The following is a 23715-nucleotide window of genomic DNA, read 5'->3' as shown; positions in this document are numbered from 1 at the left end:
CTGAAGGCTCTGCCGGCTCGACTGCCGGTTCGCTTTAAAACCGTCTCAGTGCGGATCCTCCAGCGCCCGCAATGGCGACGGCTTAACGACCGTCAGCTCGTGGACTGTGCAGACAATAAACCGGTGCCTGACGCGTCGAGCAGACTAAAGAGCTGGCTCGCCTGGCTTTCGGTGACGTCGTCCGACTCACCCGCCATAAACTCGTCCAATGTCACAAGCCCGTCTCCGTCCGTATCGAGATCGGAGAGCAGGGATGCAAACTGGTCATCGTCATCGTCAGCGGACGGCGGCGGTCCTTCGGGACGTTCCGACCGCTGAGCGGACATGGCCTCGGTCAGCGTATCAACCGATAGCGAGCCGGAACTTTCGCTGTCGAAGCTGTCGAACAGCGTGCCGGCCTGCTCCTCGCTCACATCGGACGGCCGACCTGCAACGAACTCGGCTTTGCTCAGCTGCCCGTCGCCGTCGGTATCGAGATCGGAGAGCATGGATGTAAGATCGTCATCGTCGGAAGGTGGCGGGGGTGGCGGCCCCTCGGCACGTTCCGACTGCTGAGCGGACATGGCCTCGGTCAGCGCATCGACCGACAGCGAGCCGGAACCTTCGCTGTCGAAGCTGTCGAACAGCGTGCCGGCTTCATCCTCCGACACATCGGACGGCCGGGCTGTGACGAACTCGGCCTTGCTCACGTACCCGTCGCCATCGCTGTCCAGCTGCGCAACGTCCATGTCTGCGCTGCCGTCCTGCTGCTCGCTGGAAGCGGACTGACCGGCGAGGCCGTTCATCGTCAACGACATCAACTGCGACATGAGTTTCTCAGCGCTGTTGGTCGCGTCTTCGCTGAGCTGCTGGCTTGCGGTTGATTTTTTTGCCGAAACCGTATTACAGGATAGGATGTCCTGGGATGCTGACGTCGAACTCTTGCTGTACGAATAGGAAGAGATCGACGTTGCGGCAGAAATGGTCGTCATAAGCGCTCCATCGATAGAGGGTGGGGATGCAACGCATTACAGAACTGATGAGTTCTCTAAATCGAAATTACTAATGCCACAACCGAAAAAATCGTCCCTCAGAAATCGTAGTCTCCTTTCTGCGGGCGTCGGCTTGCGCTTCGTTGAGGCGGTCTAGATCATCATGGATGTTGCCGACGAGCCCGTAGATGAGCCGCGCAAGCGAGGCCGGCCGAAAGTCTCCAGCGACGAGGACAAGCGGGCGCATATCGTCGAAATTGCCCGCCGCGTTTTTGTAAAATGCGGCTATGCCGGAAGTACGACCGCAGTCGTCGCCAGCGAGGCGGGTGTTTCAAAACAGACGCTTTACAAGCTGTTTCAGAGCAAGGAAGAGCTGTTTGCCGCTGTGGTCGGCGCGCATCGGCGCCTGATGCTCGACCTGCCGCGGCCTGCTGAAGATATCTCGATCGCCGAGAGCCTCGAACGCATCTTCATGATCGATATGGATGAGGACAAGGACGCGGATCGTGCCGGTTTCCTGCAACTCGTCTTTCGCGAGGCGGGGCAGTTTCCCGAGCTCGTCGATATTCTGCAGCGCGAAGGCATGCTTGCCAGCCGGCAGGACCTCACCGACTGGCTGAGCCACCGTAGGGCGGAAGGCAAGTTGTCGCTTGATGATCCGGCCAGCGGAGCCCGGATGCTGATGGATATGATTTTCGGCGGCATGGGTCCGCCGGAAGGGCGCGCTCAGGCCTGGCCTGATCGGGCGGTGCTGCTTGCCCATCTCAGGCGTTGCATTGCAATCTTTGCGGCGGGCGTCGGGGCCGCTTAACGCGATGGAGCCGCGATCCCTCGGTTTTCGACCTCCTATTGCATTTTCGAATAATTATAGTACCATGCGGTTCTATTAAATTGATTCGGCCGCATGAAATGCGGTCCGTATGCGCCATGAGCGGCGGCAAACATCTCAGCAAACATGAAAAGTTTCAACCGTGACTGCCGGCAGGCTTTCGCGCGCGCGCTCATGCAAAGGGACAGACGATGGTTTCCACCTATGTGAGCTACCTCTCGGTCGCCAGAAATCTGAACGCCAGTCTCTCGAGTGTGGCTTCGCAGGCAACGGTTTCCCGCGACAGTGCCTATTACAAGGAAAACATCGACAAGGTCACGACCGTCGACGAGTTCATGAGCGATTACAAGCTCTATTCCTATGCCATGAAGGCCTACGGCCTTGAAGACATGACATATGCCAAGGCCTTCATGACGAAGGTGCTGGAGAGTGACCTCAGCGATTCATCGAGCTTCGCCAACAGCTTGAGCGACACCCGCTATGCCGAGTTTGCCGCCGCCTTCAAATTCGCCGGCGAGACGAAGACGGCGCAATCGGACGTGCAGCGGGACAATCTGCTCGATGCTTATGAGGAGTCCTTCGACACCGAGGCGGACGACATCGCGGACGCGACGGACTATTTCGAAGAGAATATCTCGTCGATCACCTCGGTCGACGATCTCCTGTCGAGTTCGAAGCTGAAGAACTATGTGCTGACGGCTTTCGGGCTCAGCACCGAATATACTTCGACCAGCTTCCTGAAGAGTGTTTTGACGAGCGATCTCGAAGACGCCGATAGTTTCGTCAACCAGCTCGACGACGCGGTCTATGTCAACCTGGCGAAGGCCTTCAACTTCAACGAGGACGGCTCGACCGACGGCGACGTGATGTCGGAAGATCAGATCTCGCTGGTCACGAGCGCTTATGCGGTGGCCTCGGCGACGATCGCTTCCTCGGAAACCGGGGAGGCCTATGACACCTACTTCGCGGCGCAAATCGGCAACATCACCTCCGTCGATGAGTTGATGAGCGACGACAAACTGGTTTCCTATCTGAGAACTGCCTACGGGCTTACCGATAGCGAGACCGACAACTTCATTTCCGCGGCGCTGAAAAGCGCCGACGTCGCCGACGCGATCGGCTTGTCCGACCTGCACGACGCCTTCAATTTCGATGAGGACGGCGATCTTGCCGATGGCGACACCGCCCAGACTTCAGACCAGACCGCCACGACCACGGCAGCCTTCGACGAAAATTATCAGGTGCTGGTCGCCAACGCCAGCACGGAAGATGCCACCGACAACTATACGACACGCATCGCCAGCGTCACCTCGATCGATGATTTCCTGGTATCGAACGATGACGATGATGACGACGACAACGACGATCTTCCGGAACTGTGGGAAATGGCGTTGCGCGCCTATGACATAGACCCGGACAGCGTTTCGAGAAGCGAAGTTCGGAAAATTCTCGAAAGCGATCCCGCGGACTCGAAAAGTTATGTCAACAGCCTCGACGACGACCGGTTCGTAGCCTTTCGCAAAGCCTTCAACTTCGACGACAATGGTGATGTCACCGTTCCCTTGCAGGCCATGTCGGAATCCGTCGTCGACGACTATGCCGCCTATTACAAGCAGAACAAAATCCGCTACCTCGAAGGCGCCGAACTGACCGAGGCGACCGATGCAGCGAATGACGAGATCACCTATTTTCGCGAGCAGATGGCGACGATCACGACGGCCAGCGAATTTCTGGCCGACGATCGCCTGGTTAGCTTTGCGCTTGAGGCGAAGGGGCTCGACCCTGATGATGTCACGTCGGACGAGTTGGAGAAGATGTTTTCTTCCGACCTCGACGACGAAGACAGTTATGTCAACAAGCTGGACGACAATCGTTTCGCCGAACTCGTCGGCGCGTTCAATTTCGATCAGGACGGCAATATTTCCGCCGATCCGACCGGGACTGTGCAGCAGCGCGGCGATGTGCTGGAGACGATCGACGCCTATGTCAGGCTGACGCTCGAAGACGACCAAGGCGATAGCAACACCGGCGTGCGCCTTGCCCTTTACTTCCAGCGCAAGGCGCCGGAGATATCGAGCGCCTATAACATTCTAGGCGACAGCGCGCTCTTCGAGTTCTTTACGACGACCTTCAACCTGTCCAGTTACGTCTCGAACATGGACGTCGACAAGCAAGCCGAGATGGTCGACAATTTCATCGACATGAAGGATCTGTCGGATCCTGACAAAGTCGACGATCTGATCAAACGCTTCACCGCCATGTATGACATGGCCAACGGCACGGGCACCACGTCGTCAGCCCTTTCGATCCTGACCGGCTCGGCGACGATAAGCGCCGATACGCTGCTTGCTATGGCGCAATTGAAAAGCGGTTGAGCGGCAAGCCCCCTTCCTCGGGGAGCCTGACAGAGGTGCATTGCCATCCACGGCAGGGCAGGGGGCCGGCTGCCTTTGCCAGGATGTGCCTGATCAACGCAGCGCTGGTTGAAAAGAAAATATCCTGCGCGTTATATTCATAATTAAATCCCCGTTAATAAGCATAAGCGAATATTTCCGACATGGCTGGCCCAACAGCAATGAAATCTAGGGGGATTGCGCGTGAGTATTCTTGATCGTGGAGCAAATGCTGTGGCGGCTCTTGCCGCTTTATCAAATTCGCAGGCCATGATCGAGTTTGACTTATCGGGCAAGATCCTCACCGCGAATGAAAACTTCTGCCGGGCGCTCGGCTACGAGTTGAGGGAGATCGTCGGAAAACATCACAGCATGTTTGTCGAACCTGCCTACGCATCCTCGGCGGAATACACGGCTTTCTGGACAAAGCTGTCAGCGGGGAAATTCGATCAACAACAATATAAGCGGGTCGGAAAAGGCGGGCGCGAGGTCTGGATCGAGGCATCCTACAATCCCGTGTTCCGACGCGGGAAGCCGGTCAAGGTTATCAAGATTGCAACTGACATCACTGCGCAGAAGCTGAAGTCTGCCGAGGATTCGGGCAAGATCGACGCATTGTCCCGGGCTCAGGCGATCATCGAATTCACGCCGGTCGGCGAAATCCTGACCGCGAACGACAACTTCCTGTCCGCGCTAGGTTATTCGCTTGCCGAAATCCAGGGCAAACATCATTCGATGTTCTGTGAAGCCGACTACTCGAGGTCGGAGGCTTATAAGGAATTCTGGCGGAGACTTGCGAGCGGTCAGCTGGTCGCGGACGAATTCATGCGCGTGGGCAAGGGCGGACGGAAGGTCTACATCCAGGCTTCCTACAATCCGATTTTCGACCTGAACGGCAAAGTGTTCAAAGTCGTGAAGTTCGCAACCGATGTCACGGCGCGCGTCGAAAATGTCGAACAACTTGCCCGTTGCCTGACGAATCTTGCGGACGGTGACCTGTCGCAGATGATCCAGAAGCCTTTCATTCCTTCGCTGGAAAGGCTGCGTGCCGACTTCAACAGCGCCTCGGAAAAGTTGAAGGGTGCAATGGCAACGGTTGCCAAAAATGCCAAGGCGATCTCAGCCGGTTCCAACGAAATCCGCACAGCGGCCGACGACCTGGCAAAGCGTACCGAGCAGCAAGCGGCATCCGTCGAGGAGACGGCCGCCGCCCTTGAGGAAATCACGACGACGGTCAAGGATTCGAGCCGCCGCGCCGAGGAAGCCGGTCAACTCGTGGGGCGCGCCAGAAATCACGCCGAGCATTCCGGCCAGGTGGTGCGTGACGCCATCGGAGCGATGGACCAGATTGAAAACTCGTCACGGGAAATTTCCAATATCATCGGTGTCATCGATGAGATTGCCTTCCAGACGAACCTTTTGGCGCTCAATGCCGGCGTCGAGGCGGCACGAGCTGGGGAGGCTGGCAAGGGGTTTGCGGTCGTTGCCCAGGAGGTTCGTGAGCTGGCGCAGCGGTCGGCGAAAGCTGCCAAGGAGATAAAGAGCCTGATCACAGCGTCCGGTTCCCATGTCGCAAACGGCGTCGCCCTTGTCACGAATGCCGGATCCGCGCTCCAGGAAATTGCCACTCAGGTTCACGAAATCAATACCAACGTCACGGCGATCGTGGAGGCGGCGCGCGAGCAATCGACTGCGCTCGGTGGGATCAGCCAGTCCATCAACACCGTCGACCAGGGAACGCAGCAGAATGCCGCAATGGTCGAAGAGCAGACGGCTGCAAGCCATGGTCTCGCACGAGAGGCTGCCGCGCTCTTCGAGCTTCTTGAACAGTTCCGTTTCAACGATGCGCCGAGATCCAGGACTTCGTTTGCGCCGGCGGATCGTCACCCTGCCCCACCGACGCCTTTGAAAGTCGTTCGTACTTCGCCCCTCGCGTCCATCCAGCGCGGTTCGGCCTCCGTCGCGCTGAAGTCCGACTGGGAAGAGTTCTGATTACGCTGGCTGAGCCATTCTCAGCAGTATTGGCGACAATCAATCGAGCGACCACGAGCCGGGATAGTTCGGCTTGCGGCGCTCGATCCACGCGTCGAGCCCTTCGCGCAGATCGGCGGTTGGCGCCATGCGGGCGAATTGTTCGCCTTCGATTAGCAGCCCCTCGGCAATGCTCTGGTTGATGCCGCGCGTCACCGCCGTCAAAATGCTCGCCGCCGCCAGCGGTGAATGACGCAGAATGCGCCGCGCGAGGTCGTGGGCTGCCGGCATGAGAGCGTCATGCGGGACAAGCTGGTTGACAAGGCCGAGTTCGAGGGCGCGCTGCGGGGAGAATGCATCGCCCGTCAACAGCAATTCGAGCGCGCGCTTACGCCCGGCCAGCCTTGGCAAACGCTGCGTTCCGCCAAAGGTCGGCGGCATTGCGAGATTGATCTCGGGCTTGGCGAACAGGGCGCGTTCGCTGGCGATGGCGAGGGGCACTGCCTCGGTGATCTCGCAGCCTCCGCCAAAGGCAAGGCCGTTGACGGCGGCGATGACGGGTTTGTGGTAGGCTTCCAACCGCGCTGTCAATCGCTGCCCGCGCGCGACGAAATCGCGCATGGCGACATCGGCGCCCTGCGCCACGCTTTCTGAGAATTCGTAGATATCGCCGCCCGCCGAGAATGCCCGCTCGCCGGAGCCGGTGAGGATGACCACCCGGATTGATCTGTCGGTTTCGATGGCGTCGAGGATCGCGAGCAAGCGGTCTATCAAGGCGTAATTTAGCGCATTGAGTTTTTCCGGGCGATTGAGAGTGAGCGTGGCGATTCCGTCGCGGCTGTCGATCAAAACAGTGTCGGCCATTCGGTTTTCCTTTCCGGTATGCTGCGTCAGGAGAAGTATGCCGCCGCCCGATGCTTGTGTATACTCACTAGTCGGTATACATAGCGGCATGATCTCACCTGCAGTTCCAACGCGCGAACGCATCATCTCAGCCGCCGCCAAGCTGTTTTACAACGAGGGCATCAGAAGCGTCAGCGTCGATGCGGTGGCTGAAGAGGCCGGCGTCACCAAACGCACCCTTTACTACCATTTCGCCAGCAAGGACGATCTCATCGGGGCATATCTGGAGGCGCGCGATCAGCCCAACCTCTCTCTATTCAAGCGCTGGTACGCGGAAACGGCGGGCGAACCGGCGGATAAGGTCCAAGGCATTTTTCGCAATCTCGCCCGCGCGGCCCGCCATCCGAAATGGAAGGGCTGCGGCTTCCTGCGCACCTCTGCGGAACTCGTCAATATGCCCGGCCATCCAGCCATGAAAGTCGGGATTGAACACAAGAGGAGGGTCGAGGCGTGGTTGCGGGTCACATTCGAGGCGGCCGGGATCAAGACGGAAGCGCCGCAGCTCGCCCGGCAGATCGTCCTGCTGCTCGATGGCTCGTTCGCCGTCGTTCTGTTGCATCGCGACCCGACCTACATGGAAGCCGCCGGCGAGGCGGCGGGTTCACTGATCCGCGCTGCAATCGCAAACCGGTAAGGCGCCGGATCCTGAGACGCTCGCCGTAAAGAGCACATCTTGCGCCCTCGGCATGGCCTGAGGTCGCTGAGCGGGAAGGGCATGATGTTGAGCCTCTAAACAACAGAACAATGCTGCACTGCCGAAAAAATCGCCACGCGCGCCACTGCGCGTTTTTTCAGCATGGCCCATTGACAATTCACCCTTGATGGCACTTGATAACGTTGTTCCAGTAAAACAGACATGCGTCCATTATACTGGAACAATAGAAACCATGATAAGGGGAACGCCATGACTATTTCCTTTCGCACCGGCGTGATGTCGCTGGCCGTCGCCGCTCTGTTGTCCACCCCTGCGCTGGCCGACGGCAGCAAGCTCGATGAAGTGCTGGCCCGCGGCCATCTCGTCCTCGGCACCGGCAGCACCAATGCGCCCTGGCACTTCAAAAGCGCCGACGACAAGCTTCAGGGCTTTGACGTCGACATGGGCCATATCATCGCCAAGGCGCTCTTCGGCGATCCTGAGAAGATCGAATATGTGAACCAGTCCTCCGACGCCCGCATCCCGAACATCACCACCGACAAAGTCGACATTACCTGCCAGTTCATGACCGTTACCGGCGAGCGCGCCCAGCAGGTTGCCTTCACCATTCCCTATTATCGCGAGGGTGTCGGACTGATGCTCAAGGCGGACGGAAAATATGCCGACTACGCAGCCCTCAAGGCGGCCGGTTCCTCCGTCACCATCTCGGTTCTCCAGAACGTCTATGCCGAGGCGATGGTGCATGCGGCGTTGCCGGAGGCGACCGTCGATCAGTACGATTCCGTCGACCTGATCTATCAGGCGCTGGAATCGGGACGCGCCGATGCAGTTGCCACCGACCAGTCGTCGCTCGCCTGGTACATGACGCAGAATCCGGGCCGCTACAAAGATGCCGGCTATGGCTGGAATCCGCAGACCTACGCCTGCGCCGTCAAGCGCGGCGATCAGGATTGGCTGAACTTCGTCAACACCGCCCTGCACGAAGCCATGACCGGCGTTGAATTCGACTTTTACGCCAAGTCCTTCAAGACCTGGTTTGGCAAAGATCTGACGCCGCCGCAGATCGGCTTCCCGGTCGAATTCAAGTAACAGCCATGCGGAGCGGGACATGTTTCCCGCTCCGCATTTAAAGAGTGAAAGCATGACGCCGTCCGAAAACCGCTCATATTTTTCGGCATCCTGCTCTGGTCTGAAAGGGCGGCCCGTATGGGTTACACGTTGAATTTCGCTGCCGTCTGGCGCAACTTCGATTATCTTTTGAGCGGGCTCGCGCTCAGTCTCGGCCTTGCGGTGATCTCGATCCTGATCGGGGCCGCGATCGGCCTTGTGGTGGCCTTCGCGCTGACCTCCAAAAGCCGCTTTGCGGTGGTGCCGGCGCGAGTTTATGTCACTGTCATTCGCAACCTGCCGATTCTCGTCCTGGTGCTTTTCGTCTTTTTCGCGCTGCCGCAAATGGGTTTGCGCCTCGACAAGATAAAAAGCTTCGTCCTGGTTCTGTCGCTTTATTCCGGCGCCTATCTGGCAGAAGTGTTCCGCGCCGGGCTGCTGTCTATTCCAAGAGGGTTGACGGAAGCGGGGCTTGCCATCGGCCTGACGGGGATGCAGATCCGCAGCTCCATCATCGCTCCGCTGATGCTGCGCAACGTGCTGCCATCACTGTCCTCGACGATCATCTCGCTCTTCAAGGACACCTCGCTCGCCGCCGCCATCGCCGTGCCCGAACTGACGTTTGCTGCCCGCAAGATCAATGTCGAGAGCTTCCGCGTCATAGAGACCTGGATGGTGACGTCAGCGCTCTATGTCGCGGCCTGTTTCCTCATCGCCGCCGTGATGCGCTTCGTCGAGCGCAGTCTGGCCCTGCCGAGATAGACCTGATGTCCCACACTTTTCTCGAACAACTCTGGATCGCCCGATACGTCATCATGAACGGCATCGGCGTGACCGTGTCGATCTCCCTGCTGGCCATCCTTGCGGGTTCCATACTTGGCGTTTTCGTCGGTTTGGCGCTCGTCTATGGCGGCGTTGTTTTGCGGCTGGCCGTGCGTGCCTATACGGATATCATCCGTGGCACGCCGGTGCTCGTACTGGTGCTGGCGAGCTACTACGTCTCCGCCGCCGTCGGCCTCGATCTCGGGCCGTTCTCGGCCGGGGTGCTCGCCCTTGCCATCTTCTGCTCCTCCCATGTCGGCGAAATCGTGCGCGGAGCGCTTCAGGCAATCCCGAAGGGCCAGACCGAAGCCGCCAAGGCGATCGGCCTGACCTTTACCCAGACTTTCACCTCTGTGCTGTGGCCGCAGGCCATGCGCCAATGCCTGCCGGCCTGGGTGAATACGGCGGCCGAGATGGTGAAAGCCTCGACGCTGCTCTCCGTCATCGGCGTTGCGGAGCTTCTCCTACGCACGCAGGAGATCATCTCCCGCAATTTCATGAGCCTCCAGTTCTACTTCCTGGCCGGTGGTCTCTATTTCATCATCAACTACGGCATCGAGCACTTCGGCAAATACGTCGAGCGCAAGACCGCCCTGCCGTCCTGAGGAGTTCCCCCGATGGCCAAGACCATTCTCGACATCCAGGGTCTGCGTAAGACTTACGGCATCCACGAAGTCCTCAAGGGCGTCGATTGCGCCGTTGAGGAGGGCGAAGTCATTTCCATCATCGGCTCGTCCGGCTCCGGAAAGACCACCTTGCTGCGCTGCATCAACATGCTTGAGGAATTCCAGGGTGGCACGATCAGCCTCGACGGCGAGGAGATCGGCTACCGCGCCGAAGGCGCAACGCGGCGCCGCAAGAGCGAGAAGGAGATTGCACGCCAGCGCGCGCTGACCGGCATGGCGTTTCAGCAGTTCAATCTCTTCCCGCATATGAGTGCCGCTGAAAATGTCATGCTCGGCCTCGTCAAGGTGAAGAAGATGACGAAGCCGGATGCCCGCGCCATCGCGGAAAAATGGCTCGATCGTGTCGGCCTTTCCGCCCGCTCGAGCCATTATCCCGGCCAGCTTTCAGGCGGCCAGCAACAGCGCGTCGCGATCGCCCGTGCCATCGCCATGTCGCCGAGGCTGATGCTGTTCGACGAAGTGACCTCGGCGCTCGACCCGGAACTGGTTGGCGAAGTGCTCCAGGTCATCAAGGGGCTTGCCGCCGACGGCATGACCATGCTGCTCGTCACCCACGAGATGCGCTTTGCCTACGACGTTTCGTCACGCGTCATCTTCATGAACCAGGGCGTCATCTGCGAGGAGGGCGATCCGAAGGACATGTTCGTGCATCCGAAGACCGAACGGCTGGCGGAATTCCTCAAAACCTCGAGTTTCAACTAGACGAAAAGATCCCGTGGCGGTCCGCTCTGTGGATCGTCACGGGCGCTCGGTCCAAGGTGGACAAGCTCGATCCCAAGGCCCTCGAAATCCTTTATATTGCGCGTGGCGAGGGTGAGATCGTGAGCAATCGCGGTGGCGCCAATTAAGCCGTCCATTGACGATAAGCCGCGTCCGCTTCGCTTTGCGAGCCCCATCAGGTCGCCCCAGGCTATCGCAACCGGCTGGTGCACAGGGATGACGCGCTGCTCGAAGCGCTGCGGCAGATCCTGGGCAAGCCATTCAGCCAGCGCGTCGCGCTTTCGCCCGCTTTCCATCAATGCGACACCACGCCGGATCTCCGCGATCGATACGGTGCTGATGAATGAGCGATCCTCGTCGAGACTGTCCAGCCATTGTAAGACATGTGCATCGGGACGCGGCCTTGTCACCTCGGAAAGCACATTGGTGTCGAGCAGAACTCTCACAGCTGGAGATCACGCGGTTCGTCGCGTTCACGCTCGAGATCGAGATCGGCGCCCCGCAGCGGCGATTGCATCAGAAACTCTGCGAGGGTGCCCTTGCGCGCGGTCTTCCGCTGCCATTCCTCGGCTGAAACGACGACGACGCTTGGTTTACCATTGCGCATGATCGTTTGCGGCGTTGCTTGCGCGCGTTGGATAACCTCAGACAGTTTGGCCTTCGCACTGGCGACGGTCCAACTTTTATCCTCTGGTCGTGATGGCTGCATTCGCTATATCCTGACTATAGTGACTAACATGACTATATAGGTCGAGCCGGTCTTGCCGCAAGCAACTCTTCCGATAGGGAAGGGGCTTCGTCGGTTTCGCGCGGCCGGCGCTGATTGGGGCTTGCAAGGAATTGCGGGCATGCGCTCAAATTACGCCCAGTCTGCATTCCCAGCGTGCAAATTCCAGGGGAGGGATCCGAGACATCTTGGAAGTCCTGAACGCCGAATTTTGGCACGAGCTTTGCTTTCCTGTCTTGTATGCAAGATAGCCAGACATCTGAGACCACGCAGAAGACCATCGAGGAGACGATCGTCTCCGGGATTCTTTCAGCCAGGATTCGGCCTGGGACGCGTCTCAGTGAAAACCAGCTGGCAACGCTCTTCAGCGTGTCTCGAACCCGCGTCCGTGAAGCCATGATGCGCTTGGAAACACGCGGTATCGTGCATGTCAGTCCGAGACGAGGCTGGTTTGTTGTCGAGCCGTCCGCTGAAGAGGCGATCGCGGTCTATGAGGCACGGCGCGTCATCGAGGCGGGATTGTTGCGCAGCATGCGCGTATTGACGAACGAGGGACGCGAAGCTCTCGACGCGCATTTGAACGAGGAAAAAAGCGCAATGGCTGCGGGCGACCGCCAGCGCCTGACCTATTTGATGGGCGATTTCCACATCCGCATCGCAGAATTGAGCGGGAACGCCATCATCGTCGATATCCTCCGTGATCTCACCGCGAGGACGATCCTCATTTCGATGCTCTATCAGTCTGAATTTCATGCAGCACAGTCCCATGACGGACACTGCCGCATCTTCGAGGCCATGCAAGCGGGCTATTTCGTCAGAGCTGCCGAGCTCTCTATCGAACATCTGGACGAAGTGGAAATGGGCCTCGACCTCACCACACGGCCCGATCCGCTCTCGGAACTGCGGAATTCCCTGTCACTTCCTCCCAAGGCCGTGCCCTCGGTCTCCCAACTGTCAGACCCAAAAAACCACAACTTCAAAGGAGCAATTAAAACATGCTGACAAGACGAGTCTTCTTCGCAATCGCGACCCTGGCTGCAACCTTCGGCTTCGGCTCCGCGTCTTACGCCGATGCTCTTGCCGACATCACGGCGCGCGGTACGCTGCGTGTCGCCGTCCCGCAGGATTTTCCGCCCTTCGGTAGTGTCGGCACCGATATGGCGCCGATGGGCTACGATATCGATGTGGCCAATCTCATTGCCGAAAAGCTCGGCGTCAAGACCGAGCTCGTGCCGGTCACCAGCGCCAACCGCGTTCCCTATCTGCAGACGAACAAAGTCGATCTGGTCATATCAAGCCTCGGCAAGAATGCGGAGCGCGAAAAGGTGATCGATTTCACCACGGCCTACGCACCCTTCTTCAACGGCGTGTTCGCACCGGCCGATGTTTCGATCGCCAAGGTGGAAGATCTCGCCGGCAAGAGCATCGGCGTCACGCGCGGCGCTGTCGAAGATCTCGAGCTGACGAAGATCGCGCCGGCCGACGCTACGATCAAGCGTTACGAGGACAACAACGGCACTATCTCGGCCTTCCTGTCCGGCCAGGTCGACACCATCGCCACCGGCAACGTCGTGGCCGCTGCGATCCTCGCCAAAAATCCTCCCAAGCGCCCTGAGATGAAGTTCCTCATCAAGAACTCGCCCTGCTACATCGGTCTCAACAAGGAACAGACGGCCCTTCTGGAGAAGGTGAACGGCATTATCGCCGCCGCAAAAACCGATGGCGCGCTGAACGCCATATCGCAGAAGTGGCTCGGCGCCGATCTCCCGTCGGATCTCTAAGGACCGGTCTCACGGATGTCATCCCGCGCCCGCGCGCGGGACGACATGACGCTCCGTCGCCACAAGAGGGGACAATTCCTTGAGTTACCATTTCGAATTCGGCTGGCTGCTTGAATATTATCCTGAGATCATCAAGGGCATACTGATCACGCTGGAGCTTATCGCCATCGGCGGAGTGCTCGGCATATCGCTCGGCATCTTCTGTGCCTGGGTGCGTGCACTCGGCCCGGCCTGGCTGAAGCCTGTCGTTGCGACCTATGTCGAACTGATCCGCAACACGCCGTTCCTGATCCAGCTCTTTTTCATCTTCTTCGGCCTTCCGTCGCTCGGCTTCAAGCTTTCCGAACTGACGGCCGCCAACCTCGCGATGGTCGTCAACCTCGGCGCCTATAGCTGCGAAATTATCCGCGCGGGCATCCAGGCAACCCCGAAGGGCCAGTTCGAGGCAGGCGAGAGCCTTGCCATGACGCGCTTCGAAACCTTCCGGCATGTCGTTCTCGTGCCATCCCTGCAGCGCATCTGGCCGGCACTGTCGTCGCAAGTGGTCATCGTCATGCTCGGCTCATCAGTCGTCTCGCAGATCGCCGCCGAGGATCTGACCTTTGCCGCGAACTTCATACAATCGCGAACCTTCCGCGCCTTCGAGGCCTACATCGTCTCGACAGCCATCTATCTTGTGCTGGCGATCCTGCTTCGGCAGCTGCTGGCGGTGGTCGGCGGGTTCATTTTCCCGAGGAGAGCAGCACGATGATCGAGTTCACACTCTGGGACATCCTGCGCAACCTGCTGCTCGCCACCCGCTGGACGATCCTGCTTTCGCTGGTCTCGTTCATCGGCGGCGGCGTGGTCGGGCTGGGGCTGCTGTTCCTGCGTATCAGCAAGCGCAAGGCATTCAGGACAGTCGCGAAATATTATATCGAGCTCTTCCAGGGCACGCCGTTGCTGATGCAGCTCTTCATCGCCTTTTTCGGTCTCGGCCTCTTCGGGATAGACGTGCCGGCCTGGCTTGCTGCGGGTTTCGCGCTGATCTTGTGGAGCGCTGCCTTCCTCGCCGAAATCTGGCGAGGCTGCGTCGAAGCGGTCGTGAAGGGTCAGTGGGAAGCCTCCGCCAGCCTCGGCATGGGCCGGTTGCAGCAGATGCGTTATGTCATCCTCCCGCAGGCGCTGAGGGTCGCCATACCGCCGACGGTCGGTTTCTCCGTTCAAATCGTCAAGGGAACGGCGCTGACCTCGATCATCGGTTTCGTCGAATTGTCGAAAGCCGGCACGGTCGTCACCAATGCCACTTTCCAGCCCTTCACCGTCTACGGGCTCGTCGCTCTCATCTACTTCGCCCTTTGCTGGCCTTTGTCAAAAAGCAGCCAGATCCTGGAAAGGAAGCTCAATGTCGCTCATCGAAATCACTGAAGTCCGCAAGAGCTTTGGCACCACCGAGGTGCTGAAAGGCATCAATCTCGATGTGGAGGCTGGCGAAGTCATCGCCATTATCGGCAAGAGCGGTTCGGGCAAATCGACCCTGCTTCGCTGCATCAACGGCCTGGAGACCATCACTGACGGCTCCATCTCCGTGGCCGGCGCGCAGCTCCTCGATGATGAAGTGCATCTGAAGGCACTGCGCCTCAAGGTCGGCATGATCTTTCAGCAGTTCAACCTCTTCCCGCACCTGACCGTCGGCGGCAACGTCATGCTGTCGCAGACCGTGGTCAAGAAGACGCCGAAAGCCGAAGCCGAGGCGACCGCCCGCAAGATGCTGGAGCGGGTAGGGCTGGGTCACAGGTTCGACGCCTATCCGGACGAGCTCTCGGGCGGCCAGCAGCAGCGTGTCGCCATCGCCCGCGCGCTCGCCATGCAGCCGACAGCACTTCTCTGCGACGAAATCACCTCCGCGCTCGATCCGGAACTGGTCGCCGAAGTTCTGGCCGTCGTGCGCGAACTCGCCGCCGAGGGAATGACCCTCCTGATGGTGACGCACGAGATGAAGTTCGCCCGCGACGTCTGCAACCGCGTCGTCTTCATGCACCAGGGCCGAGTCCATGAAGCAGGCCCGCCGGAGGAAGTCTTTGCCAATCCGCAGACAGCGGAGTTGAAGCAATTTCTCGGGGTCAACTAAAGCATGTCGCGCAAAAGTGCGCAGCGGTTTTGCGACAACGACATGCGTAAAAACAAAGAGCTAAAGCGCGACAAGCGAATCTGAAAGATCGCGACACGCTTTAGGAGGCAGTGAGAATAGCCGACTTGGCGGATCGAGCATTTTTATGGCGTGCTGCGTTTGCGCGTCGACTATCCGCTTGGTCTCGGTAAGCGGGGCGCCTCTCGCCTATCTAACGCGGCTTGCTGCTCGATCTGCTGCCGCGCCGCCGGTGATCGCGGCCGACCGTCCTAAGGACTTCGGCCGAGGATGTCCCATCAACGCATCATACTCTCTGTCGGTCAATCGTTCGATTGTCCTCAGCTGTGCGGGAATATCCATCCGCTCATGCAAGACCGCGGCAATGACCAAGGTTGAGTCGTAAACGACGATGTATACGGCGTAATGGTGCTCTATCTTGTGGAGCCGGAAGAGCGAATTCCCGGCGCGCTCGTCTTTCTTTATCCTTACGCGGGCGTAGGCTTCGGGGATGCCTTCAAATCCCGCCCGCAGCAAGCGGCTATATGCTTTGGCCTGTTCGGTGGACCATTTTCGCGCCGTTTCGCGGACTGCCAGACGGTAGTTATCAAGGGCGGTCGGCAGGATGAGAACGCGAGGAGCCACTAGCGCAGTTCTTCATCCAGCTCCGCGTCGATAGCATCCAGAGCGGAAAGGGGCAGCATCTCTCCGCGCCGGAATTCCTCTTCCGCCCGCAGCAGCGAGCGGATGGCATAGCGGCGATCTTCTTCGCGTGCCATATCTTCGCGAATAAGGGCGCGTACATATTCGCTCGGCGTCGTGTACTGGCTCTTCCCGTTGGCGCGCATATCGACGAAGGCACGCATTTCATCGGGCAAGCTTACATGCAGGCTGCTGGTCATGAAGCACCCTCCTTATCAAATTCCTGAAATTGTTCTGCATCCGGGTCGCGATGTCAATATTTGACATTGAATTCGGTCCCTTCCAAATAGCCCCGTGGCTCCAAGACGTTCATGACGTGGGCGGATGCAGCCGCGTATCGAGGGCAAATGACTCCTGGAACTTCAGTGCATAGGCGCCCGTCGCACCGCCTGCCAGAAAAATCAGGTTCCAGCTATGCCGCGAGACCGCGCTCGGGATCGCAACGAAACGATGTTGTCGAAGCAAATCGTCTCCGAAGATCTGCTGTCCGGCGCTGGGAATGCCCGGGCGCAACCAGTTGGGATTGGGCACGTTTCCCGGATCGACAACATGGATATCGCCAGCATCGGCAATGACAGCTGCCGTCATCCTGTGCGCCACGGTGTCGAGCGCCCGGAACCCGTTGTGGACCGCGACTTCAAGGATCGCCGTCGCGGGATCGAGCGAGCAGTAGACCGCGCGAACCCCCTTGCTGTTCCAGCGGCCGCCAACCCGATAGGCGCCTTCTCCGCTATCCCAAGTCGGCGCATGGACAGCCTGATCGAGCCGCCACGCGACCAGCTCGGTCCCGCCGAGCGCGATCGGCAAAAGGGTCATGCATAGACGCCGTATTCCAGGCGATCGAGATGATCCTCGACAAGCTCGACACCAGCGGGCGTCCCGAGAAGATCGATCGGGCGGCGCTGCTCAAGTCCGACTGCCGGACGCTCCAGCCATTGTTCGGCTTCTGCTTGCGATCCGAAGATATCCGTTGCCTTTGCGAGGATCTCGGCGAATTTCCACGCGCGGCCGCTCTGTTCCTGGCTGAGCGGCTTGGAAGGCGTGTCCTTCCGCCGCTGCCAGGTGCGCAAGCTCATGCCCACCGCCTTTTCGAGGGACTCGTTCTTGCCGAGGACGACGAGAGTGCCGACAAGATGATCCAGTGCTGTTGCAGGCAGGCCGTGCAGGAGCAGCTCATGGGCGTCGAGGGCATTGGTCAGGCTACGCGACAGAATGCGCGAACCGCCGAGCAATGCTTCGATTTTTTGCAGTTCACCACCGCCTGCCGCTGAAGAGGGTGCTTTTGCCGCGACGGCCATGATCTTTCTCCTGCGTCATCTGTCGCTTTTTATATGTCATGTGTCGCGACAAATTTCAAGATCTGACGGGCGTATCCGGCGTATCGGCCGCGGAACCGTGCCTTTCTCGCTGCCGGCGCCAAACAAGCGGGCAGGCGTCGATGGCACCGCCTGCCAAGGGCAGCTTGCAGCGGATTGAAATGCCGCGATCCCCACAGAGGCTGGGTCGCGGCGCTCCAATTCCGTAAGCGCGCGCGGGAATGGCAGGCAGGGCTGCCGCTCCCGGGATTATCAGTCTTTTTTGCTGGTCGGCGCTGGCAGCAAGATGGGCTCTACCGAATGTTTCGGTGCCATCAGCTGTGCAAGAATGTCATCGGCCGAGTGGCTCGAACTGCCAATGCCGGCCTCGCGCAGTTGACGATCGAGGTCGCTGCCGTTTTCCAGCGCGGCCAGTTCAGCACCGGCTTCGATGCGGCCGGCAGTGATTTCCTGGCGTTTCTTGATGCGTTCGAGACTCTCGACGGCGCTACCGAGGCGGGTATTGATGCCCGACTGGCTATGGGCGATCGCCGATTGAGCGCGCAGCAGCGATTCATTGGCTTTGACATTCCCCACCTCGCGCTTCATCTGAGCAATGCGCGCTTCGGTCTCCTGGATCGTGCGCAGCATCTGCTGCTGGCGAGGCAGCAGCCGGTCGAGCTCTTCCTGGTCGCGCTGCACTTCGGCACGGATACTAGCAATGCGCTGAGCCAGACCTTGAGCGAGATCCGTGCGGCCCGCGGAGATCGCAGCGCGAGCGCTGTCGGTATCCTTGGTCTCCTTGGCGCGGTTTTCGTCAAGTCGGCGCATGACGCTCTTGTTGGACGCCATGATGCCGGCAAGATCGGATCGCGCACTGCGCAGCGACTGTTCAGCGTCGCGGATTTCTTGATCAAGGACGCGCATGGACTGGCTGTCGGCGGCCGCTTCCGCTGCCTCGTTAATGCCGCCGCGAATGGCGGTGAAAATCTTGCCCCAAGTGCTCACGCTGCAATCTCCCCGCTTTTCCACTCTTCAATCATGTGTGCCGCATCGACGGCATTGGCAGCCAGAATCGCGACTTCCTCGACCACCGTCTCGGCCGGCGAGCGTGCTGACAGCGAGCCGAACAATTCATACCATTCCTCACCGTCGATTGTGGTGATGCCGAAGCTGGAGAGCGGCACGAACTTATGGGTCTTCAGCACCATCCGTTCGAAGGCTTCTCGATTGGACACGTCCTTGCACGGCACCAGAACAGCGCTGACGAGGATGTCGCGCTCCCCGCTCACCGCGACGAAGACGTCGAGATCGCCCCTTTCCTTAAGAGTCACGCATATGACGTCGCCCTGTTCGGGTACGGCTACATCCACATCGCCCAGTGCGTCGGGATCGGCGGCGAACAGGCGCGTTAAAGTGGTGAGGTTCCAGGTCTCCAAAAAGTCCTCCATCGGTTGGAACGTCAAAATATTTGGGTAATCGGTTTGCAACTTAAAGATCTGGTGCGCTAAATAAATTTCGCTAGGGTACGCGTTGGGAACGGGGGCGAATCGCTTGCCATTTATCGCTTCATTGATGCGGCGTGTATATCTCTCGCTCAGCGAATTGGCCTGGTCAGCCCTTTTTGTTATCCTCGTGATCCACCCGGTCGCTTCTTACCTGCTCTTCATGCTGGCCGGCGAAGCCGATCTCGTCGGCAATCCGGTCGACTTTCTTTATTACTATATGGTGACGGCAACGACTGTCGGCTATGGCGATCTTTCTCCAAAATCGGGGGCCGGCCGATTAATTGCCGTCCTGTTCGTTCTTCCCGGCGGCATTGCCATCTTCACCGCTGTTCTTGGCAAGTTGTTGACAAATATCGGTACGATCTGGAGGAATCGCATGCGCGGACTGGGTGATTACAGCGAACGCGCCGGCCATATCATCGTCCTGGGCTGGCAAGAGGGGCAGACATACCAGACGCTGCGGCTGCTGCATGCCGAACGGCAGGCCAACGAGCCGATGAGTGTTCTGGTTGCCAAGGACCTGCCGGAAAATCCCGCCAGCAATTACGCCGACTATATCAGAACCGAGCGGCTTGCCGATGCCGAGGCTCTGGTGCGGGCCGGAGTGGCCCAGGCGCGCGCGATCATCGCGCGCGGTGCAAATGACGACGAGACGCTGGCCGCCGTGCTGATTGCCGAAGACCACGCGCCCAATGCCCATATCGTGGCCTATTTCGCCGACGACCGCACGGCACAGATGGTCAAACAACGCCGGCCGCGCGTCGAGGCGGTGGGCTCGCTCGCCGAGGAGCTGCTGTCGCGTTCCGCCCGTGATCCGGGCTCTTCGGAAATCGCCGCACGGCTGCTGTCGGCCGCTTCCACCGACACGGCGTTTTCCCTGCCGGTGCCGCCTTTGCAAACGCCGCTACTCTATGGGGACGTGTTTTTAAGGCTCAAGCGTCAGCATAATGTGACGCTGGTGGGCATGCTGAGCCAGGGCATGACCGACCTCAATTGCCAGGACGAGACGCTGATGCGGGGCGGCGAGACCCTTTACTACATCAGCGGAATGCGGCTAGATCCCGCTGCCATCGCTTGGGCTCGAATGGGAGAGGTATCATGATCGGCTGGTTCGGCAGAGACAAGAACGAAAGGCCCTTACCCAAAGAACTTGGCCCGTTGAGCGCCGCCATCGGCGGGGCGTTGGAGATCGATTTCCTCTCCCTCGAAGCCGATGCTTTGGCCGGCCAGCCGGCCATGCCGCTGCCACGGAGCGGCCCGTTCATCATTGCCGCCTACGGTGAGGTTTCGCTCGATGCCGCGACGGTTCTGTCGCGCTATTACGATGAAGACCATCGGATGATTCAGGTGATGTCGACGTCGGGCCAGCCGGGTGATGTCGACGACATCAGCTTTTATCAGCCCTGGGACAGCGTCGTGCCTGCCGGGCAGGGCGAATGGAACCGCTGGACCGGGCCGGACGGCCTGATCGGTCAGCCAAGCTACGATGCCGATGGCATCCTCTATAGCCGCTTCTGGGGCGAGGGCCCGGAACGCACCCCATTGGCGGAGTTTGTCGAGAAGGTCGACGACGGTGAGGCGCAGCGCTCCATTCACCAGACCTGCATGCTATATTATCGCCCGCTTGGCTCGACGCGCGAGATGCTTTTGATCAATGTCGAGCGCGACCTCGATCTCGGACAGAGCCAGGCAGGCAGCTCGGTGGAATTTCTGATCGGCTATGGACTCGCTCCGGCCGATGTTCGCCGCGTCTGAGGGGATCCTATCAATTTCAACGGAGGACTTTTTCAATGCTCGATTACGTGGCGGGTCTGCCTGCCTTCCTCGGCTATTTCGCCGTTGGTCTTGCCGCTTACGGCGTTTTCGCGGTGATCTACACATTCCTGACGCCGCAGAAGGAAGTCCAACTCATTCGCGCAGGCAATCTTGCCGCCGTCACGGCATTCTTGGGCGCGCTTGTTGGTTTCAGCCTGCCGCTGGCTTCGGCCGCAGCCAATTCGGTCAGCATAGTCGATTACATCATATGGGCGGTGGTCGGCATTCTGGCGCAGATCCTGGCTTACTATATTGCGAATTTCACCATGACGGATCTGCATGAAAAGATCACTGCCGGCGATATCGCCGCGGGCATATGGGGCGGCGGCATCGCGCTGGTCATCGGTATTCTCAACGCCGCCTGCATGACCTATTGAGGGGAGGGAACGATGCGCAGACGTAAGAGCGGGCACAAACGACCTTTCCTGGCCCTCGGCACCATCGCTGCCTCGAGCCTGGCCCTGTCCGGTTGCGGCGATCAGACTCCCTCGGAGACAATGTTCACCTCCGTCGACCAATGCGTGACTTCCGGCATGGACCGGCAGGTCTGCCAGGCCGGCTATCAGGATGCCATGCGGGCCCATCTCGCCGCCGCGCCGCGCTTCAACGGCATGGCCGCCTGCGAGGCCGAATACGGCTCAGGCCAGTGCACGGAACAGTCGGCCAGTGCCGTCCCCAACAATACCGGCGGAGGCGGCAGCTTTTTCGTACCGTTCCTGACGGGCTACATGCTGTCTTCCGCATTGAACAACATCGGCGGCTATTACGATTATCGCCGGCGCCAGGAGGAGAGTGGCTCCTACGGCTCGACGCCGATTTATCGCAATCGCTCGGGGCAAACGGTGACAACGACTGTTCGCTCGGGCGGTCGCAACGACACCGTGACTGCGCCCTCACGTCAGAGTGTCAAGCCGGTCAACGTCAACACCCGCACCGTCGCCCGTCAAGGCTTCGGGGGCCGTTCGTCGTTCAGTTTCGGCGGCTGACATGAAGCGCATCACCCTTCCGGCGCGTCCTGATTGGCTTGACAAGGCGCGCGCCGTCGGCTTCGGGTTTCACGTCATGTACGGCGAGCCTTACTGGCTCGACGATGCCGCCTATACATTCACGCTCGATGAGATCGAGACACGGATTGAAGAACCGAGCCAGGAACTGCACGACATGTGCATGGATCTGGTCGATGATATCGTCAGAAGCGAAGAGTCGCTCGACAAGCTGGCTATTCCGGAGGACCTGCGCGACGTGGTGCAGCGCTCCTGGCAGCGTCGCGACCTGCACCTCTACGGCCGGTTCGATCTTGCTTATGACGGCACTGGCCCGGTTAAGTTGCTCGAATATAACGCTGATACTCCCACTTCGGTGTTTGAGACAGCCTATTTCCAGTTCAACTGGCTGACCGACCAGGTGGCTTTGGGTATCCTGCCCAAGGATGCGGACCAGTACAATTCCTTGCAGGAAAGCCTCGTCGAGGCGTTCGAGCAATTTTCCAAGGAGCCGATCTTCCACTTCGCGGCGATGACCGACAATGAGGAGGATCGCGGCACGACGGTCTATCTGATGGACTGTGCAGTGCAGGCCGGCCATCGCGTCGAGCTTCTGGACATCCGCGAAATCGGCATCGATGCACAGGGCCGTTACACCGATCTCAAGGATCGGGTGATCGACCGCTGCTTCAAGCTGTATCCGTGGGAATTCATGCTGCGCGAGCCGTTCGCCCGCGACCTCGTGCGCTCGGGCGATGTTTTCGTCGAGCCCGCCTGGAAGGCCGTGCTTTCCAACAAAGGGCTTCTGCCTCTGCTCTGGCAGCGCCACCCCAATCATCCCAACCTGCTCGCTAGCTATTTCGCAGACGACCCGGCGGCGTCCAGTTTGAGCGATTATGTGCGCAAACCACTGCTGTCGCGAGAAGGCGAGAACGTCACGATATTCCGAGATGGCCGGGAATTGATTTCCGCCCCCGGCGATTATGGCGACGAAGGCTTTATCGTCCAGGCCTATGCTCCGCTTTTCGAAAGCGATGGTGGCTTCGCCGTGCTCGGCAGCTGGATCGTCGGTGATCGCGCCTGCGGTCTTGCCGTCCGCGAGGATCGCTCGCGCATAACCGCCAACTTGTCGCGTTTCGTACCGCATGTCATCGTCGGATAAGAGAAGGTATATCGCGCCATGCGCGGCTATCTTCTTTTAATCGTCGAGCGACGCAGCCCCAGTTTCAGCGGCGATGTCGCACTTGGAAATAGAATGTACCCCCTACAGACCGTGTGGCGGCAGGGTTGGAATGTCCGTTTGTGTGCAAAGTAGAAGTGTCACTTTGGGCGCTTCTTCAGCCATTTGCAAATGCGTCACTCGGCATGTCCACTTGCGCTGAGGCAAGCCCCCGACCGGACCGACTGGACCGGGTTGCAAGGGAAGGGAGGGGGCGGGTGAGGTGCTCCCCATCGGCTTTAGCTTTCTCAGTGGCAATTGTTCCGTCGCCGGTTGTACTATTGGCAGCTGTCTGTTGCAGGGTAGGGATCAAAGCCGCACGATGCTTCCAGAAATCAAGCTGCAGGGTGACATCGACGTCGCCGCGCTGTCACCACTTCTTCGCGGGATGATCCTTTCGGTTGCCTATGCTGACGGTGAGGGTGGCATAGGATTGACTGCGACCGGCGCCATGAACCGCAAGTTCGTGCATTGGGCCGCTGTGCACTTCCTCTGGCCAAGCTTCACAGCCGAAGACCTCT

The 23715-nt window shown here is 59.4% G+C and carries 27 protein-coding genes and 3 pseudogenes; 19 read left to right on the top strand and 11 right to left on the bottom strand.

Translation table 11 applies throughout. From position 1 onward, the window contains the following. Window positions 1–92: 92 nt before the first annotated feature. Complete coding sequence (locus ACM5SV_RS00150) at window positions 93–971, bottom strand: EF-hand domain-containing protein (protein WP_222026814.1); 879 nt, start codon at window positions 969–971, stop codon at window positions 93–95. Between the two features lie 163 nt (window positions 972–1134). On the opposite strand from ACM5SV_RS00150, the gene ACM5SV_RS00145 reads away from it, so the two are divergent. The 3 genes from ACM5SV_RS00145 to ACM5SV_RS00135 all read left to right on the top strand — a co-directional run bounded on the left by ACM5SV_RS00145 (window position 1135) and on the right by ACM5SV_RS00135 (window position 6185). Next, a complete protein-coding gene (locus tag ACM5SV_RS00145) occupies window positions 1135–1782 on the top strand; it encodes a TetR/AcrR family transcriptional regulator (RefSeq protein WP_017996244.1) in 648 nt (215 codons plus the stop codon). 209 nt (window positions 1783–1991) lie between these two features. Next, window positions 1992–4175 (top strand): DUF1217 domain-containing protein, encoded by a 2184-nt coding sequence (locus ACM5SV_RS00140; protein ID WP_012755569.1) that lies wholly within the window; start codon window positions 1992–1994, stop codon window positions 4173–4175. A gap of 222 nt (window positions 4176–4397) precedes the next feature. After that, complete coding sequence (locus tag ACM5SV_RS00135; protein ID WP_419424870.1) at window positions 4398–6185, top strand: methyl-accepting chemotaxis protein; 1788 nt, start codon at window positions 4398–4400, stop codon at window positions 6183–6185. A 39-nt stretch (window positions 6186–6224) separates the two neighbouring features. Here ACM5SV_RS00135 and ACM5SV_RS00130 read toward each other — a convergent pair whose 3' ends face one another. Then, window positions 6225–7028 carry a crotonase/enoyl-CoA hydratase family protein gene (locus ACM5SV_RS00130; RefSeq protein WP_012755571.1) on the bottom strand — a complete coding sequence of 268 codons (804 nt, stop codon included), beginning with the start codon at window positions 7026–7028 and terminating at the stop codon, window positions 6225–6227. 37 nt (window positions 7029–7065) lie between these two features. Between ACM5SV_RS00130 and ACM5SV_RS00125 the strand changes: the two genes are divergently transcribed. Next, the gene (locus tag ACM5SV_RS00125; RefSeq protein WP_050786656.1) at window positions 7066–7701 is read left to right on the top strand and encodes a TetR/AcrR family transcriptional regulator; all 636 of its coding nucleotides are present in this window, start codon (window positions 7066–7068) and stop codon (window positions 7699–7701) included. 95 nt (window positions 7702–7796) lie between these two features. Here the strand turns inward: ACM5SV_RS00125 and ACM5SV_RS00120 are convergent, their stop codons facing one another. Continuing rightward, window positions 7797–7973: a hypothetical protein gene (locus ACM5SV_RS00120; RefSeq protein WP_157628365.1), complete on the bottom strand. Its 177-nt coding sequence runs from the start codon at window positions 7971–7973 to the stop codon at window positions 7797–7799. Between ACM5SV_RS00120 and ACM5SV_RS00115 the strand changes: the two genes are divergently transcribed. From ACM5SV_RS00115 to ACM5SV_RS00100, 4 genes are all read left to right on the top strand, one after another. Further along, complete coding sequence (locus ACM5SV_RS00115) at window positions 7972–8811, top strand: transporter substrate-binding domain-containing protein (RefSeq protein WP_012755573.1); 840 nt, start codon at window positions 7972–7974, stop codon at window positions 8809–8811. The genes ACM5SV_RS00120 and ACM5SV_RS00115 overlap by 2 nt on opposite strands. Window positions 8812–8928: 117 nt before the next feature. Next, the gene (locus tag ACM5SV_RS00110; RefSeq protein WP_017996239.1) at window positions 8929–9591 is read left to right on the top strand and encodes an amino acid ABC transporter permease; all 663 of its coding nucleotides are present in this window, start codon (window positions 8929–8931) and stop codon (window positions 9589–9591) included. A 5-nt stretch (window positions 9592–9596) separates the two neighbouring features. Then, entirely contained in the window at window positions 9597–10256 is a 660-nt protein-coding gene (locus ACM5SV_RS00105) for an amino acid ABC transporter permease (RefSeq protein ID WP_011648868.1), read from the top strand. A gap of 12 nt (window positions 10257–10268) precedes the next feature. Next, the gene (locus ACM5SV_RS00100; protein WP_012755576.1) at window positions 10269–11039 is read left to right on the top strand and encodes an amino acid ABC transporter ATP-binding protein; all 771 of its coding nucleotides are present in this window, start codon (window positions 10269–10271) and stop codon (window positions 11037–11039) included. A 36-nt stretch (window positions 11040–11075) separates the two neighbouring features. Here ACM5SV_RS00100 and ACM5SV_RS00095 read toward each other — a convergent pair. Together ACM5SV_RS00095 and ACM5SV_RS00090 are read right to left on the bottom strand one after the other, a co-directional pair. Beyond that, window positions 11076–11503 (bottom strand): annotated as a pseudogene (locus ACM5SV_RS00095) (type II toxin-antitoxin system VapC family toxin). Further along, complete coding sequence (locus ACM5SV_RS00090) at window positions 11500–11766, bottom strand: type II toxin-antitoxin system prevent-host-death family antitoxin (protein ID WP_012755578.1); 267 nt, start codon at window positions 11764–11766, stop codon at window positions 11500–11502. Before ACM5SV_RS00090 ends, ACM5SV_RS00095 begins: the two are co-directional and overlap by 4 nt. A 258-nt stretch (window positions 11767–12024) precedes the next feature. Here ACM5SV_RS00090 and ACM5SV_RS00085 point away from each other — a divergent pair, with 258 nt between their 5' ends. The 5 genes from ACM5SV_RS00085 to ACM5SV_RS00065 all read left to right on the top strand — a co-directional run bounded on the left by ACM5SV_RS00085 (window position 12025) and on the right by ACM5SV_RS00065 (window position 15675). Then, complete coding sequence (locus tag ACM5SV_RS00085; RefSeq protein ID WP_128450339.1) at window positions 12025–12786, top strand: GntR family transcriptional regulator; 762 nt, start codon at window positions 12025–12027, stop codon at window positions 12784–12786. Then, window positions 12780–13565, top strand: a complete 786-nt coding sequence (locus tag ACM5SV_RS00080) for a transporter substrate-binding domain-containing protein (protein ID WP_012755579.1) — start codon at window positions 12780–12782, stop codon at window positions 13563–13565. The genes ACM5SV_RS00085 and ACM5SV_RS00080 overlap by 7 nt, the downstream gene beginning before the upstream one ends. Window positions 13566–13644: 79 nt before the next feature. Further along, window positions 13645–14316 carry an amino acid ABC transporter permease gene (locus ACM5SV_RS00075; protein ID WP_011648874.1) on the top strand — a complete coding sequence of 224 codons (672 nt, stop codon included), beginning with the start codon at window positions 13645–13647 and terminating at the stop codon, window positions 14314–14316. Next, a complete protein-coding gene (locus ACM5SV_RS00070; protein WP_011648875.1) occupies window positions 14313–14972 on the top strand; it encodes an amino acid ABC transporter permease in 660 nt (219 codons plus the stop codon). The genes ACM5SV_RS00075 and ACM5SV_RS00070 overlap by 4 nt, the downstream gene beginning before the upstream one ends. Then, window positions 14950–15675, top strand: a complete 726-nt coding sequence (locus ACM5SV_RS00065) for an amino acid ABC transporter ATP-binding protein (protein ID WP_012755581.1) — start codon at window positions 14950–14952, stop codon at window positions 15673–15675. Before ACM5SV_RS00070 ends, ACM5SV_RS00065 begins: the two co-directional genes overlap by 23 nt. A gap of 273 nt (window positions 15676–15948) precedes the next feature. Here ACM5SV_RS00065 and ACM5SV_RS00060 read toward each other — a convergent pair. The 6 genes and pseudogenes from ACM5SV_RS00060 to ACM5SV_RS00035 all read right to left on the bottom strand — a co-directional run. Next, a pseudogene (locus ACM5SV_RS00060) lies at window positions 15949–16317 on the bottom strand (type II toxin-antitoxin system RelE/ParE family toxin); the annotation flags it as partial. Next, complete coding sequence (locus ACM5SV_RS00055; protein WP_003550229.1) at window positions 16317–16574, bottom strand: ribbon-helix-helix domain-containing protein; 258 nt, start codon at window positions 16572–16574, stop codon at window positions 16317–16319. The gene ACM5SV_RS00055 and the pseudogene ACM5SV_RS00060, both read right to left, overlap by 1 nt. A 109-nt stretch (window positions 16575–16683) precedes the next feature. Further along, window positions 16684–17190 carry an RES family NAD+ phosphorylase gene (locus ACM5SV_RS00050; RefSeq protein WP_017996235.1) on the bottom strand — a complete coding sequence of 169 codons (507 nt, stop codon included), beginning with the start codon at window positions 17188–17190 and terminating at the stop codon, window positions 16684–16686. Then, window positions 17187–17672 carry an antitoxin Xre/MbcA/ParS toxin-binding domain-containing protein gene (locus tag ACM5SV_RS00045; protein WP_012755584.1) on the bottom strand — a complete coding sequence of 162 codons (486 nt, stop codon included), beginning with the start codon at window positions 17670–17672 and terminating at the stop codon, window positions 17187–17189. Before ACM5SV_RS00045 ends, ACM5SV_RS00050 begins: the two co-directional genes overlap by 4 nt. 270 nt (window positions 17673–17942) lie before the next feature. After that, complete coding sequence (locus ACM5SV_RS00040; protein WP_017956566.1) at window positions 17943–18677, bottom strand: PspA/IM30 family protein; 735 nt, start codon at window positions 18675–18677, stop codon at window positions 17943–17945. Further along, complete coding sequence (locus tag ACM5SV_RS00035; protein ID WP_419425040.1) at window positions 18674–19120, bottom strand: YjfI family protein; 447 nt, start codon at window positions 19118–19120, stop codon at window positions 18674–18676. Before ACM5SV_RS00035 ends, ACM5SV_RS00040 begins: the two co-directional genes overlap by 4 nt. A gap of 103 nt (window positions 19121–19223) precedes the next feature. On the opposite strand from ACM5SV_RS00035, the gene ACM5SV_RS00030 reads away from it, so the two are divergent. The 6 genes and pseudogenes from ACM5SV_RS00030 to ACM5SV_RS00005 all read left to right on the top strand — a co-directional run. After that, a complete protein-coding gene (locus ACM5SV_RS00030) occupies window positions 19224–20279 on the top strand; it encodes an ion channel (RefSeq protein WP_128450341.1) in 1056 nt (351 codons plus the stop codon). Then, window positions 20276–20932 (top strand): YjfK family protein, encoded by a 657-nt coding sequence (locus tag ACM5SV_RS00025; RefSeq protein ID WP_012755588.1) that lies wholly within the window; start codon window positions 20276–20278, stop codon window positions 20930–20932. Before ACM5SV_RS00030 ends, ACM5SV_RS00025 begins: the two co-directional genes overlap by 4 nt. Before the next feature lie 35 nt (window positions 20933–20967). After that, on the top strand, window positions 20968–21369 hold the full coding sequence (locus ACM5SV_RS00020) for a DUF350 domain-containing protein (RefSeq protein WP_003550237.1): 402 nt from the start codon (window positions 20968–20970) through the stop codon (window positions 21367–21369). A 12-nt stretch (window positions 21370–21381) separates the two neighbouring features. Further along, window positions 21382–21978, top strand: a complete 597-nt coding sequence (locus tag ACM5SV_RS00015; RefSeq protein WP_419424869.1) for a DUF1190 domain-containing protein — start codon at window positions 21382–21384, stop codon at window positions 21976–21978. 1 nt (window position 21979) lies between these two features. After that, window positions 21980–23137 (top strand): glutathionylspermidine synthase family protein, encoded by a 1158-nt coding sequence (locus ACM5SV_RS00010; RefSeq protein WP_128450342.1) that lies wholly within the window; start codon window positions 21980–21982, stop codon window positions 23135–23137. Window positions 23138–23516: 379 nt separating this feature from the next. Continuing rightward, window positions 23517–23715 (top strand): annotated as a pseudogene (locus tag ACM5SV_RS00005) (hypothetical protein); the annotation flags it as partial.

It is taken from the genome of Rhizobium sp. CRRU65 (assembly GCF_048551595.1).
GTDB classification, from domain to species: domain Bacteria; phylum Pseudomonadota; class Alphaproteobacteria; order Rhizobiales; family Rhizobiaceae; genus Rhizobium; species Rhizobium leguminosarum_J.
Note: the sequence above shows the minus strand (reverse complement) of the source record. Positions and strands in the feature narration are given on the sequence as shown.